The following is a 15,522-nucleotide window of genomic DNA, read 5'->3' on the forward strand; positions in this document are numbered from 1 at the left end:
ACTTGTTTTGTTTTTATACATTCCAGAATTCCAAGAGATTACCCCTGAATTCAAAGAGATTACCCCTTGAATTCATTGATAATCTTTTCCTTACATTCTTCCATCAGCCATTTGGGAGTACTTGTGGCACCACAGATGCCCACGGTATTGACGCCCTGGAACCATGCCATGTCTATTTCGTCAGCACTCTCTATCTGATAGCTGTTGTCATTCACGCTCTTGCATTCCTTGAAGAGCACCTTACCGTTGCTACTCTTTCTGCCGCTCACGAAGAGCACCACATCATGCTTGCTGGCAAAGATGGCGATATTCGGCATGCGGTTAGCCACCTGTCGGCAGATGGTATCAAAGCTCTTGAAGGTAGCACCTTCCACGATATGCGCCTGGCAGTATTCGATGATGCGATGGAACTCTTCCAGGCTCTTGGTGGTCTGAGAATAGAGATAGATGTCCTTGGAGAAATCCAGCCTTCCTATCTCCCTCAGATGTTCCACATCCTCCAGCTTCTCTACCACGAGAGCGTGACTCTGGGTCTGTCCTACCAAACCCAGAACTTCGGCATGTCCCTTCTTTCCGAAGATGACAATCTGCGCCTCCGGATTGTTGACATACTGCTTCTTGATGCGTCGCTGCAACTGCAGTACCACAGGGCAGGTGGCATCAATGATTTCAATGTTGTTGCGCTCGGCAAGGGCATAGGTCTCAGGTGGTTCTCCATGGGCACGAAGCAATACCTTCACGCCATGCAGCTCCTCCATCTGCTCGTGGTCGATGGTGATGAGTCCTGCTTCATGCAGTCGTTCCACCTCCATACCGTTATGCACGATATCTCCCAGGCAGTAGAGTTTACTGCCTTTCTCCAACTCTTCTTCAGCTTTCTTGATGGCAGTGGTCACGCCGAAGCAGAAACCACTGCCGTTATCTATTTCTATCTGCACGGTTTATTTCAATTTATAATTTATAATGTATAATGTATTCATTGTACATTATTCATTGTACATTATTTAACATGAATCTTCACTACCACCTTTGCCTGGTCAGGATCATTCGTAATCATGAGGATACGAGGGGTCTTCACACGCGATTTCTTCAGTTCGGCAGCCACTGCCGTCACCTTCATCTTCACGGTTTCTCCCGGCTGAATCTTGCTCTTCTTCAAACTTACCTGCAAGCCCATGGTAAACATCTGCATGCTTCTGATGTCGAGTTCCGACTTACCCTTGTTGGTGAGGGTGATAAGTCCCTTCAGCTTCTTCTTGCCGTTGAAGCTGCCGAGGTTCAGTTCCGTTGCCGATATTTCCAACTTCGGAGCCTTTGCCTTCTGCTCGGCTGTCAACTTGTCAAAGTCAGGAAGGAGGACAGCAGAAACCACGATTTCCTTCTCTGGGGCAATCTTGTCGCCAGGACGCTCGCCCAGATAGATGGAAGTCTGGTTCAGTCCCAGGTCACGCAGCTTCTTGGAATCCAAGCCCAATACGACGACGGCAGAATGATGAGGAGCCACCTTGGATGGAGATACCTGTGCCTGGAGATAATTAGGCAGATGCATCACCACCGGTTCCATCACGCGGTCGGTAGGATTGAAGATGTGGATGCGCTGCACCGGACGGTCGCCACGGTTTACGTCATCAAACTCCACTTCCTGGACATCCGACTTGATGTCACCCAGAAGCTGGTCGTAAGAACCTGCGAAGTCTACCACGCTGCCCACCACCTTGCCTCTCATCATGACGATGAAAGGTTCGTCAGAGGCATTGCTGTAGAGGCATATCTGCTTCATGAAGGTACCCACCTGCTTGGAGTCATAGACAGCCTTGACCGTGAAGGTCTCGCCTGCTGCGATACTCTTCTTAGGATATTCCACGGATGTACAACCGCAGCTCTTCAATACATTGTTAATCACCAAAGGCTTGTGGCCTTCGTTCTTCATCACGAACTCAGCAGTTACGGGCTTGCGGAACAACACCTGTCCGCAGTCCACCACCTCGTGCTGGGTTGTAATCTTCTGTGCTGATGCCGGCAGCGCCAACAGCGCTGAGAGCATCCATATATTCATCCGTTTCATACTATTCTATTTTAAATTATCAATCTATAAACTTTTTACAATCAATTATTAACTTTCAATTCATAAGCCTCTGTGCGGCCACCAAACTCCGGACTGTAAGTGCACTGTACGGTGCAAGTTCCACTCTGATAGTCGCCCTTTCTATCCACGTAATACTCCATTTCTACGATGTGCTTACCTTTAGATAAACGATCGAAATAGAAATTTGTTGCATGATCTCTTGGAGAAACATAGCAGCCTATGCCCCACTGATAACCGCTCAACTGGTTGACCGGTTCCAGACATGCCGCACGCTTATCCGTAATCTGCACAAAGTCGTAGTCGCGGTCGGCGGTGATGATGAGCGTTACCTTCACCTTCTCGCCTACCTTCGCCTGCGCCTTGCCCTTGCTCTCAGATTCGGCAGGAACGATGACACGGCGCACCTTGATGCCCGACTCCATAGAACCGATTTCGCTGATAGGCTGCTTAAACTCTGCATAGACGGCTCCCCAGCTGGTATAATCGCTCTTTTTGTCGATACTCAGCTTAGATGCCTTGCCCGGTCTTTCGGTCTTCACATAGCCCAAAGTAGTGGAATCCTGCGGCATCGGCAGCAGCTTGCCATCCAGTTTCAGAACGGCATTCTCAGCCTTTCTGTTCCAGTTGCCTTCATTGCCCTTCATAAAGGCATAGACGGCATCCACGGTGTTCACCGGCGTATCCCAAACCTGGGTACGCTTCGACATCAGAAGCCAGTGCTGCATCTCCTCGATGGTCTGCTGTTTGCTAATAGCAAACGATGCTGATGAAATAGCAGCTATTGACTGAGCATCCAAAGCCTGTAGAGCCTCGATGGCAGCCACCTCTGTCGGAATCTTATAGTTTCTCCAACTATAGTACGCCTTGCGAGTATCATAATATCTGCCCATATCCTCACGATAGACTGAATATTCCTCCATGCTCTTCAAGTAGTCGGCAGCCGTCTTGTAATCGTAGTTTAGGGCGAGTATCACAGCAGCCTTCGCCTTGCCATAGATGGTCAACGAACGGGTCATCTTCTTCAGTTTTCCGAGGAGATAATCCATGTCATTCAAAGCAGGAGCTTTGAGTTTCACACAAGTCCCATCCATTGCGACAATATAGAGATAATGCAAAGCCACCTCGCTTGGCGTAGCCTGGTAAGCCTCGCCCTTCTTGCCATTGCGAGCGGCTTTCTGCGCAGCCTTTGCCTCATCCTCCTTCATCGCCTTCACCTCACGAGCCGTTTGCTGACGCAGATAGTCGATTGCTCCCGAAAGCATACTTGCGGTAGAGGATTGTCTGCCCACGATGGCATTGAGACGAACCATCATCTCTGCCACAGCCGTGGTCATATATCTGCTGCCGCTCATGCCCTTCCACCAAGAGAAGGAACCATCCTTGTTTTGGAGTTTCTTCAGGAGAGCGACATACTTGTTCACCTTCTTTTCCAAGGTATCAGAAGCCGATGTCAAGCCCGAAGCATCGTCGATGTCCTTGGCATTCACGTTCAAGGTCTTCTGGACATGGCGGCTCACGGTGTTGGCATAGATGGCAGCCATCAAGGAGAGTGCATCCTCCTCGGTAGGATTACTGATAGCTGGCAGCGCCTTCACCATCAGCCAACTTGGGTTATTGGTGTACTCGATGGTTACCTTTGCCTCTTCAGCGCCCTTCGCCTGCTTGCCCTCCTTGTTCAGGAAGAGTTTGCTCAGGTCGAAGTTCTGCTCACCCTTCTGATGCAGGGTGATAGGCAGGGTGTTCACCACGAGTTCACGGTTGCTCAAAACCGGCAGATAGTGCTGCTCGCCATCGCTGTAGCCATTACCGGCAGCCACCACCTTATTAATATATACACCTTCTTTCAGTCCCTGGACATCAAAGGAGATGGTAGCAGAGCCCTCAGCATCGATGCTGTAGTTCTGCGTCTTCTGCCAAACCACCTTGTTGGTCTCCGGGTCGAGAATCTGCATACGGGTGTTGCCGCTCACCTTCTTGTCGGAAGTATTGAAGAGTTTCACCACGATAATTGCCTTATCGCCCTCACGAAGGAAGCGAGGCATGTTAGGCTGTACCATCACGGTCTTCTGAGCCACAGCCTCATCCACCAGCAAACCGTTGCGCATCTCCTTGTCATGAGCCAATCCCATGAACTTCCAGGTAGTCACGCTCTCCGGCAGGGTAAATCTGATGGCTACGTTGCCATTGTTGTCGCTCTCCAAGGCAGGATAGAAGAAGGCGGTCTCGTTCATATTCTCACGCACCTGAACATGGTTGAGTGCCGCTTCATCGGCAGAAGAAAGAACCTTATTAGATCCTCCACCTCCAAATTCTTCATGCATCACCATTTTTTCCTTCAAAACCAGGTCCATCTCAGAAAGCAAAGGCTTCGAAGAAGCAGCTCCGAAACGGGTCATCTTAGAACCACGAATTCTCATGACTTTCGCCTCATCTCGAACCAGCTCGTCTTTCTGTATACGAACAGCCTCAACGGTTCCGCCAGAAGAACGTTCCAACTTGCTCAGTTCCACCGCCTGCATATAAGCATAATAGCTAAAGAATTTGCCATCAAACTTATCCACATCCAATTGCTTCTCGTCATAAAACTTGGTAGGATAGATACCCAGCAAATCCATCGTATAATATTTCAGATTGCTCCGCCAATAGCAGCTTGGCAACCACTGGCTGAATCCCAGCGACATTCTCCAGCTATGCTCAGCCAACTGGTCGAGCGACTTGTCATAGAGCACACTCATCAGCTGTGCCTTGGCTGGTTTGCCGTCAGGAGTGGTAATCTGCAAGGTCCACTTCTCCTTCTGTCCCGGAGTGAGACGGTCGCGGAAAGTCTTCCAGGCGATGTTCAGCTTCTTCTCCGGCAGAGGACGTGCGATATTGATGGTTCGAGCATAGCATTCTCCGTTCTTCACGAAACTATAGTTGATGACCACGCCCGACGCATATTCCTCCTTGTAGGTGAATGGCAGGGTCACGATACTGTCGCCCAACTCCCAGGCACCTTTCTCCAGCAGTTTGTTGCCGGCGATGATGGAATAAACGATGTGCGCTCCGTTCTCCGAAGAGCCCACCTGCACGTATACCGGCTTTCCATCACGAGGGAAGGTCTTCGCCGTCTGATAATACCATTCGGTGGTTGTTTCCATCGGATGGGTATCCTTCATGCTGAAAAGGGTGAACTTCTGCTGCAGGGTATCTGTTCCGCAGATTGCCTCCAGCTGATGAACGCCCGATTTCCAAACATGGGCAGAAGAAGCGTTAAGTTCCTTGATGGCGATAGGAGCATTTGCCTCAGCCACCTTCCATTCGCCTTTATCAATGCGATATTTCAGCTGGCTCGAAATCGGCATTCCGCTGGCATTTCTATAAGCAAAAGTCACGGTCTTCAAACTGTCTACCTCTATCCGCTTCGGCATATCCACCGAGAAAGCAGTAGACCTGGTGCCCAAAGGCAGACTCATCTCGCCTTCATGACTCTCGCCGCTGATATCCGTAACCACGGCAGAAACCGTGAAATTAAAGAAGCGGGCGATGCGCATGAAGTCGTTCTTCTCCGATTCTGCAACCTCCAATGGGATTTCCACCTCAAAGGTTCCGTCCTCGCGGGTCACGGTGGATTCTGTCTTTACCAGCTTATCGGAAGAACTGGCACCCCTCCACCACATCTGGTTTCTGCGGGTCACCTTATATTCCACCTTGGCTCCCTGCACAGGCACACCAGCATAGGTCTTGGCTGTAGCCTTCACCACTATAGTATCGCCCCAGGTATATCGCTCGTTCACCTTCGGGAAAGTAATCTCGAAGGTAGGACGCTTGTATTCCTCTACTCTGACATATTCTGTTGCCGTACCATTCACGGAGATAGAAAACATTCCCGTCTTTCCCTCCTTCGGCAATTCGAAATCCACCGAAGCCGTACCGTATTCATCGGTCGTAGCCTTCTGCTCAGCCACCTGCTTCCATTCAGCGTCTCTCAGGATAAACTTCAGTTCCTTGCTCTTGCCCGGCACGCTGGCATCCAAGCCCTTCTTCACGATGAAGGAGACGGCAGTGGCATGCATCTTCTGTCCCGGTCGATAGATGCTGCGGTCGGTAAACAGCTGATATGCAGTCTTGTCATCCTTCCGTTCGAAATAGCGGTCACGGCTGAGATAGATGTATTTGGCTGGCGCATACTTATCTGCAGAAGTGGAAATCAACACCTCTCCATCCACATTCTTGAAGTAAGCCTCACCATTGCTGTCAGTAGTCAAGCGGGCATGAACCAGTCGCTTATGCTTGCCCGTCTTCACATCATAATCCTTTTCATAGAGTTCAATCTTAGCCCCTGCGACAGGCTGGCCATCGGTAGCATTCACTACCACATAGCGATGTTTGTCATCAGGCAACTGCTGGATCATCACCGCCAGATTGCTCACATAGAAAAGCAGTCGCTGCGGAGCGATGCCGGTATTATCCGAAGTTACCTCCATCAGATAGGCGCCCAGCGGCAGATTGCCACCGATTTCGATGGAATCCTTCACCTCTTCATAATCCGGACGACCGTAGTAGTTCCTGCTGTAATCCTTCTGATGCAGCTTCGTAGTCTTCTTCAGGAGCATCTTATAGGTAGCCTCATCCTGCGCATCATAATTATTATCTGCCGTGATATCAAGACGGGAAATGCTGAACTTCAGGTTCTGGAGATTGCGCACATTCAGATGCACCCACGCCTTCTCTCCTGGACGCAATACCTGCGGCATATCCTGCACCTGGAACATCGGTTCGGTGAGTCGCTTCTGCGCATTTCTCAGTTCGTTCATTCTCGACCAACCGCCCCAGCGGCTCAGCGCATAGTTGATATAGTTGAGCTTATCCTGCGGTTTGGCATCGGAAGAACGCTCCATGAAGCGGTAGTGCTCCACGGCAAGTTCGCCTGCCTCCGGAATATCCTGATAAACGTGGATGAGCGAGTCGATGGTATGGAGATACTTCGACTTCTTCACCTCTCTCACGTCGTCCTGACTGTATTTTTCAATGAGCTTATAGGCACAGAGACAAGCCGCGCCCCTATTTCCCACCTTATTATAATAGGTGTACAGCTGCAGATACGCCTCCTTGCTGTCTGCCTCGAAACCAATGAGATGCAGCAGATCGTTGTTGAAGGAACTTCCATCCACGCCCTTCAGCGTCAATGGAACATACTCTGTAGATGTATGTCGAGCAAGAAGTTCAGGCTGTTCCAAGGCCTTCTTGAAGAACTCCTGGCTTTTCTTTTCGTTCATATCACAGTACACCTTACCCAGCACGGCATATCTCACCGCCTTCAATGCCGGGTCTTTCACCTTCAGCACCTCTGCTTCCATCCGCTTCACGTTAGGCGTCAGCGAGTCAGCCGAAATCTCATTCCAGAGTGTCATCAGTCTTGTCTCAGCCGCCAGCAGCTGCCCGTAATCTTTGGCAGCCGAAGCCTTGGCGATGATTTTCTTCATCACCGCGATTTCGCTCTTAGGCTGGTCCTTCTGAGCAATGATTTCAGCTTGCTTCCACAAGTTGTCGTATGTCTGAGCCGCTACCTGCAAGGTTGCAAAGAGGGCTATCAGAAGTGATAAAATGTTTCTTTTCATAAGCCAACTGTATAAAATGTTTATAGAATGATGATAATCATCAAACTTTTCATTGCAAAAATACAAAAAAAAACTGTTTTCTAACCCCGAAACTGAAACTTTTTACTATCTTTGCACCAAAATAGTATATTTTACCAAGAAATAACATTAAAAAAACAATGGCAGAAAAAAAGTATGGTCATTTTGATGACGCCAATCGCGAGTACGTGATTACTGACCCAAAGACCCCATGGCCTTGGATCAATTATTTGGGTAACGAGGATTTCTTCTCGCTCATCTCAAACACAGCAGGTGGTTATTCTTTCTACAAGGATGCCAAGTTCCGTCGTATCACCCGTTATCGCTACAATGGTGTGCCGATGGATAACGGCGGTCGCTATTTCTACATCAAGGATGGCGATACCGTATGGAACCCAGGGTGGAAACCTTGCAAGACACCGCTCGACAGCTACGAGTGCCGCCACGGCATGAACTATACCCGCATCACGGGCAGCAAGAACGGCGTGGAGGCAAGTGTGCTCTTCTTCGTTCCGCTCCATACATGGGCTGAGGTGCAGAAGATGACGCTGAAGAACCAGACTGAGGAGGTGAAGACCCTCAAGGTGTTCTCCTTTGCAGAGTGGTGCCTCTGGAATGCAGCTACCGATATGGAGAACTTCCAGCGAAACTTCTCTACAGGCGAAGTGGAGGTAGAGGGTTCTACCATCTATCACAAGACCGAATACCGCGAGCGCCGCAACCACTATGCTTTCTACACCGTGAATACAGAGATTCAGGGATATGATACCGACCGCGAGAGCTTCATCGGACTCTATAACGAGTTTGCCGAGCCTGAGGCAGTCATCGAAGGCAAGCCACGCAACAGCTTTGCCCACGGCTGGAGCCCTATCGCATCTCATTATATCGAGGTTACCCTGCAGCCAGGCGAGAGCCGCGACCTCATCTTCCTCCTGGGATATGTGGAGAACGAGCAGGACAAGAAGTTCAGCGCCAAGAAGGTAATCAACAAGGAGAAGGCTCATGAGCTTATCGCCAAGTTTGATACCACAGAAAAGGTGGATGCTGCCTTCGCAGAACTCAACCAGTACTGGGATAACCTGCTGAACATCTTCACCGTGAAGAGCGGCAACGACAAGTTAGACCGCATGGTGAACATTTGGAACCAGTATCAGTGCATGATTACCTTCTGCATGTCGCGTTCGGCAAGTTTCTTCGAGAGTGGCATCGGACGAGGCATGGGCTTCCGCGATTCCAACCAGGACCTCGTAGGCTTCGTTCATCAGATTCCTACCCGTGCCCGCCAGCGCATCATCGACATCGCCAGCACCCAGTTCCCTGACGGTGGCTGCTATCACCAGTACCAGCCACTCACCAAGCGCGGCAACAACGATATCGGTGGCGGTTTCAACGATGACCCTTGCTGGCTCATCTTCGGTACCGTGGCATACATCAAGGAAACGGGCGACTTCTCTATCCTCGCTGAGCAGGTGCCTTTCGACAACCAGCCGGGCACAGAAGTAAGCCTCTTCGAGCACCTCAAGATTTCAATGAACCATGTCATCAACAACCTGGGTCCGCACAAATTGCCGCTCATCGGCAGAGCCGACTGGAACGACTGTCTGAACCTGAACTGCTTCTCCTGGGATCCTAACGAGAGTTTCCAGACCACCGAGAACAAGGGCGAAGGCAGCAAGGCTGAAAGCCTGATGATTGCCGGCCTGTTCGTAGTAACCGGCAAGGACTATGTAGCCCTCTGCAAGCAGCTTGCCAAGGTAGCCGTGAACAGCCATGAAGGCGCTATCGCCGGACTAGCCGAGGAAGATTACCTGGCAGAAGCCGAGCGTATGCAGCAGGCGGTAGACGCAATGAGCGAAGCCGTGAAGCAGCATGGATGGGACGGCGAATGGTTCCTCCGTGCCTACGATTTCTTCGGCAACAAGATAGGTAGTGATGAGAACGAGGAAGGCAAGATCTTCATCGAGAGCCAGGGCTGGTGCACCATGGCTGGCATCGGACTGGAAGACGGTCTCTGCGACAAGGCATTGGACAGCGCCAAGGAGCGTCTGGAGTGCGAGCACGGACTGGTATTGAACAACCCTGCCTATACCACCTATCATGTAGAGATGGGCGAGATATCATCCTATCCTGAAGGTTACAAGGAGAATGCCGGCATCTTCTGCCACAACAATCCTTGGGTTATCATCGGTGAAACCGTAGCCGGTCGTGGCAACGATGCCTGGAACCATTATACCAAGATTCTGCCAAGCTATGTAGAAGAGAAGTATCAGACTCTGCACAAGGTAGAACCTTACGTAAACTGCCAGATGGTAGCCGGTAAGGATGCAGCCAAACCGGGCGAAGGAAAGAACTCCTGGCTCACCGGTACAGCAGCATGGATGTGGTATACGGTCAGCGAGTTCATCCTCGGCATCAAGCCAGATTACGAGGGTCTGAACATCGACCCATGTCTCCCAAGCACCGCCCATGAGTACGAGGTAACCCGTAAGTTCCGTGGTGGCGAATACCACATCGTGGTAAAGAACCCAGAAGGCAAGGAGAAGGGCATCAAGCAGATAACCGTTGATGGTCAACCTATCCCAGGCACCATCATTCCATGCCAGGAAGGCAAACACGAGGTAATCGTAGAAATGTAAATAAAAAAAGAGGATGCGTCATGAGTCCATGGCACATCCTCTTTTTTGTTTCTTTAATCGTCCCACAGATATCACAGATAACGCAGATTTAGGATTTTAGAATTTGTAAAGAATTACGAGTAAAGGATACCCTCTGAAAAACTGAAGGTTGTGAAGGAAGGGTCACAAAAAAAAGCTGAAATCTGAAATTAAAAACTCATTTTTATATGCAGCGTAGAGTAAAAAAGATGCAATTATATGATTATTAGGTAATTGCAATATATTTATACCAAGTGTTAAAATGCAGTTTTTGACATGAAATTATTATTTTGAAAAAGTGCCTTCAGTCCTTCAGCCAATAATTTTGTCCATTCTCCTTACTTTTTAACCCTATTTTAACACTCCAAAAAACTTTGCCTTCAGTTCCTTCAGTTTTCGTGTCTTATTTTTTTATTTTCCCTCTTTTTCCAAAGAATCAAGATTTTTCAATACGCTATTATTTTATCTCTCAGAGATATAGTTTTATCTCACAGAGATAATATTTTATCGCTCAGAGATATTTTATTATTTCTCAGAGATATTTTCCCAATCTAACAGCTTCTTTAGAACACCCCCAAGGAAAAACAAAGAAATTCCAGAAAAAGCTTGCGGGTTTGAAAATAAAGTCGTAACTTTGCGCTGTAGATTTTAAAACAGATGGTTATGAAGTACTTAGATCCTAAGGCAGACCTCACGTTCAAGAAGATATTCGGCAATCATCCTAAAAGACTGATCAGCCTTCTGAACGCACTCCTGCCACTCAGCGAAGAGGAGCAGATACAAGAAATCAAGTATCTGCCAACAGAACTTGTGCCCCAGCTCGAAGGGGGAAAGAACACCATTGTTGATGTACTCTGCACCGACGTCAGAGGCAGGAAGTTCTGCGTGGAGATGCAGATGGAATGGTCTGATGCTTTCCAGCAACGAGTATTGTTCAATGCCTCCAAGCTCTATGTGAGTCAGGCTAAAAAGGGAGGAAAATACAGCGAACTCCAACCTGTGTATTCTCTCAACCTGATAAATGATATCTTTGCGCATGATACTCCGGATTTCATCCACAACTACCGCATCGTGCACGATAAGGACAGCAATAAGGTCATCGAGGGTTTGCATTTCACCTTCATAGAACTCCCTAAGTTCACACCACATTCCATCGCCGACAAGCGCATGATGGTGCTGTGGCTCCGTTTCCTGACGGAAATCAATTCCAACACGAAGGAGATTCCTTCCGACCTGCTTAATGACCCGGAGATAGGAAAAGCCGTAGAGGAACTGGAGATTTCCGGATTCACAGATGCCGAACTCTGGGCCTACGACAAATTCTGGGATTCCGTAAGCGTTGAAAGAACCCTCATTGATGACAGCTACCAGAAAGGTAAGGAAGAGGGAATGGAGAAAGGCATAGAAAAAGGCAGAGCTGAAGGTAAAGAAGAAGGCATGAACCAGCGAAGCCTTGAGATTGCCAGAAAGATGCTGGCACAGGGTATGGATGAAGCAATGGTCATGGATTTGACGGGGCTGACGGCAGAGGAAATCAAGCAGATGAAACTCTAGTCATGCAGCGCCCCATCAGACCGCATGGCGCCATCCTTCGGTATCCCTGATACAATAAGAAGGGTCTATACGCCACCCGATTATCGTGGCATATAGACCCTTTTTTCTATTGTATCTGTGAAAATCTGTGGAATCTGTGGGACAAGAAATAACTCCCGCAGCTTCACCTTTCCCTCCTGCCGCCGATTTTCAATTCGCAAACGTCGCAGATTTTTACCGAGTAAAACCTAGGAATCCAAAAACATTCTCATAATTTTTTTTGTATTTTGGGGATAAAAAAAATCCACAGCGAGCTTCAACAGCGGGCTGTGGACTTCTAGAATACAATTCTATAAACCTAAAAAACTAAACCTATAAACCTAAAAACCTAACTAACCTAAACTTAAAAACTTTTACCTTAAACTTAACCTAAAACAACTAAACCTAAACTTATAATCGTAAACCATATCATCCTGAAACGAATCGATTCACCGTAAGTAAACCAAACCTTTCTGAATTCTGGTGCAAAGATAAGGTATTTCTGTATATAATAGGTGAAAAAATCGTTCAAAAAACAGCAATTTTTGGCATTTTTACGCATCAAGAACGATTTATTGTATCAAATGAACGATAATTATACGCTCAAAAGACTATCAGACGAAAAAGAAATTGGTTTTTCAGAGGATTTTTTGTAATTTTGCAGGCAAAAAACAGATAATCATGAAGAAGATTTTATACTTCGTGGCTGCCATTGCCGCCACAACCCTTATTACGACAACCGGTACCAGCTGTAAGTTCGCACCCGAACAGCAGGATGGTGACACCGTGGCTGCCAGCGAGTTCTATCCGGAAGATACATCGTCTGCCCACGCCAAAAAGATGGCGAAAAAGACAGCTGAGCAGGCTGCCATCGTGGACAGTACCGACATATTTTATATAGGCAGCGGTTCTACCAAGGATATCATCCAGCTGGTATCCTACCCTTCACGCCGCGACACCTTTATATATAGCAAGACCCTACATATCAAGGTGAAGGGTAATGCCGACATCAACCACGTGGTAAGAGTAGACTACTATCTGCTGAACGGCAAGGATTCGCTGGTGAAATATGTAGAGGAGGTAAAACTCGATGCGAAGAAATAATTCCCGTAAAACACGCCCTCTCAATACACACAAACCTGGTCCAAAACCAAGCCTTCGTCCAATGCCTTGATGAGAATGCGATGCTTCTTCATTCGGGCTACTGGCAATGTAAAGGATACGCGAGCCTGACATTGCAGGGTGTTCACCTTCCACTGCTCACTTCTGCCACTGGTCTGAACCTCCCCTTCAACCGGATTTTCACCGTCCAACGACAGGAAGAAACGAAGTTTGTTATCCATAGGATGAGTCGGAACCCAACGAACCTGGATGGTAATCGAATCACCCTTCACCTTCTTACCGTCGAAAACAAAACCTATCTCTTGATTTCGGACTATACTAATCGCCTTACCTTCATAACCCAATCCCTTCCACAAGTAAAGAGGACTGGCAGAAATGCAATCGTTGGCGCTCAAACATGCTATATATTCAGGATCTTTTGCCAAAGGCTGGGTAGCCACGGTATGAGGCACACGGTTGAATACCGGCAGCCTGCGTGGCTGGAAATCCATCATGCGGTTCCACTTGCCCTGATTGTAATAACCCTCGTTGTATACCTTGGTGAGACTGACGATGCTGTCGTAAGCCGCTTCGCTCTTCTTCCAATACTCGGCAGAAATGTCACGGGAAGAACTGCGGAATTCTCCTGAGATCTCCTTTCCGTGGCGAGCCAGCTGCCCATAGAGCAGTTTATTGTTCATCTGGGCAGCAGCCTGCACGGGATATTTGAATAGCTGATAGAACTCATCCTTGCGTTCCTTAGGCAATTCGCCCTTGGCTATCGCCTTATCGAGCATTCCCCCTATCTTCTCTGCCTTGTCAGAAATCGACTTGTAATCAGCCAATCTTGCCCGGATATAGGCTTCGCTCCATGGCAGGTCAGTGATTACCTTATATTTCGGATTTCTTTCCTCGCATCGCGTATTCGCCATGAACTCCGGCTTGCGGATATACGCCAGCCGATAGCTCTCCTGCATCACCGGCAGCATCTCTGCAGCCAGCTTCTTGCCGAACTCGCGCGTCCAGAAATTTCTCTCGTGCTCTGCCAGCCATTCATTGTTTGGTTGCAGCTCCTTCTCTGGGGTATCGCCTGGATAGATGCGGTTCATATTCCACGCCATATCCAGGAAGAGCTCTATCTGATACTCAGCAGGCTTGATATCGCCCACATTGAGAATCCAGAACTTCTGAATGCCTTTGTGCCAGGCTTCAGACATCTGCTGGTAGAGTAAAGCTGGCGAGAAGGTGCCGAGCCAGAGATAATCATGAGGACGGCCCCAATAACTCACGTGATAGTAGATGCCGTTACCACCCTTGCGGGCACGCTCTACGGCTGTAGGAAAGTGGCGCACCATGCCATAATTGTCGTCGCACCATACGAGGCATACATCATCAGGCACCTGCAGACCTGCATGATACACATCGAGCACCTCCTTGTAAGGCACGAACAGCTGAGGTACCTGCGCCACATCCTTATTCACATATTTTCCCAATAACTCTCTCTGCGCCTTCAAGACGCTATCTAATACTGTTTTCTGTTCCTCAGTTGTCTTGGCTCCCTGCATGGCTCCATCATGAACGCCACGCATTCCGATGGTATAGAGGATAGGCTGACCAGCCACCTCCTTCACACGGTCTTCCCAAAACTGGAGCACATTCTCCCTGTTGTTCAGAAAATCATATTCTCCTACTCCTCTCATCTTCCATTCGCCAGCCGTGCTCGAAGCCATCGGCTCGCAATGGGAACCGCCGATGTAGATGCCATACTGCTGAGCCACCTCTCTGTTGCCTTCTGTCAGGAAGAAAGGACGGGTGCATTCGTGCATCGCCGGCCAGTAGGTATTGGCACGAAGACGGAGCAGGAGTTCGAAGATGCGGGCATTGGTCTTCGGACCTATATGACCAGGAATATCCGATGGTTCATAGGTCTTTCCCGACCATGGCATCAGTCCCCAATCCTCATCATTGATGAAGATGCCTCGATACTCCACCGATGGTGCCTGCTCATTGTGATATCCTTCCTTCAGGGAGAATGCCTTGAGCTGCTTAGGCTCGGCATCTGCCCACCATTCCCACGGTGAAACGCCCAAGAGGCGAGACACCTCGAGGATGCCATAAGCCAATCCATGATCATCGCTACCTTTTATATATAGGTAACCATTGGCAGACTTTAGCAGGAAAGCTTCCTTCTTGTAGGCGAAGGCAGCGGCATCCCTCTGCAGGATGATGGAACTATTAACAGAAGTATTAACAAGTTTCATTTCCGAACCCAGCACTTTTCGGATATCGCCCTTCAACATCTTCAAAGCTGTCTTAGCCACGGGTTCCATCCGGGCTGTATCAGCAGAAACCACCACCATCTGGCCGCTCTTCACTTCGAAAGCATTCGAAGCAAGACTCATCAGCATCGCCAAACTCTGAGTTATAATATACTTATATGTCATATATGATATTCTTAATAATTTATATTTTCTGTTACTATAACCGACTA

At 48.6% G+C, this 15,522-nt stretch carries 7 protein-coding genes; 3 read left to right on the plus strand and 4 right to left on the minus strand.

Annotated features, from left to right (window positions below; genetic code table 11):
* Nucleotides 1-59 precede the first annotated feature (59 nt).
* The 3 genes from F7D73_RS10155 to F7D73_RS10165 form a co-directional block, all read right to left on the minus strand.
* Entirely contained in the window at nucleotides 60-938 is an 879-nt protein-coding gene (locus tag F7D73_RS10155; RefSeq protein ID WP_367383713.1) for a 4-hydroxy-3-methylbut-2-enyl diphosphate reductase, read from the minus strand.
* A 62-nt stretch (nucleotides 939-1,000) separates the two neighbouring features.
* The gene (locus F7D73_RS10160) at nucleotides 1,001-2,065 is read right to left on the minus strand and encodes a DUF1573 domain-containing protein (RefSeq protein ID WP_153124394.1); all 1,065 of its coding nucleotides are present in this window, start codon (nucleotides 2,063-2,065) and stop codon (nucleotides 1,001-1,003) included.
* A gap of 41 nt (nucleotides 2,066-2,106) precedes the next feature.
* The gene (locus tag F7D73_RS10165; protein WP_153124396.1) at nucleotides 2,107-7,686 is read right to left on the minus strand and encodes an alpha-2-macroglobulin family protein; all 5,580 of its coding nucleotides are present in this window, start codon (nucleotides 7,684-7,686) and stop codon (nucleotides 2,107-2,109) included.
* A 158-nt stretch (nucleotides 7,687-7,844) separates the two neighbouring features.
* On the opposite strand from F7D73_RS10165, the gene F7D73_RS10170 reads away from it, so the two are divergent.
* The 3 genes from F7D73_RS10170 to F7D73_RS10180 all read left to right on the plus strand — a co-directional run bounded on the left by F7D73_RS10170 (nucleotide 7,845) and on the right by F7D73_RS10180 (nucleotide 13,034).
* Entirely contained in the window at nucleotides 7,845-10,340 is a 2,496-nt protein-coding gene (locus tag F7D73_RS10170) for a GH36-type glycosyl hydrolase domain-containing protein (protein ID WP_153124398.1), read from the plus strand.
* A gap of 675 nt (nucleotides 10,341-11,015) precedes the next feature.
* Complete coding sequence (locus tag F7D73_RS10175) at nucleotides 11,016-11,912, plus strand: Rpn family recombination-promoting nuclease/putative transposase (RefSeq protein ID WP_153124400.1); 897 nt, start codon at nucleotides 11,016-11,018, stop codon at nucleotides 11,910-11,912.
* A 699-nt stretch (nucleotides 11,913-12,611) separates the two neighbouring features.
* A complete protein-coding gene (locus F7D73_RS10180; RefSeq protein WP_153124402.1) occupies nucleotides 12,612-13,034 on the plus strand; it encodes a hypothetical protein in 423 nt (140 codons plus the stop codon).
* Between the two features lie 20 nt (nucleotides 13,035-13,054).
* Here F7D73_RS10180 and F7D73_RS10185 read toward each other — a convergent pair whose 3' ends face one another.
* A complete protein-coding gene (locus F7D73_RS10185) occupies nucleotides 13,055-15,475 on the minus strand; it encodes a glycosyl hydrolase 115 family protein (RefSeq protein ID WP_153124404.1) in 2,421 nt (806 codons plus the stop codon).
* Nucleotides 15,476-15,522 lie beyond the last annotated feature (47 nt).

This window comes from Segatella copri (genome assembly GCF_009494395.1).
In the GTDB taxonomy this organism is placed as follows: Bacteria; Bacteroidota; Bacteroidia; order Bacteroidales; family Bacteroidaceae; genus Prevotella.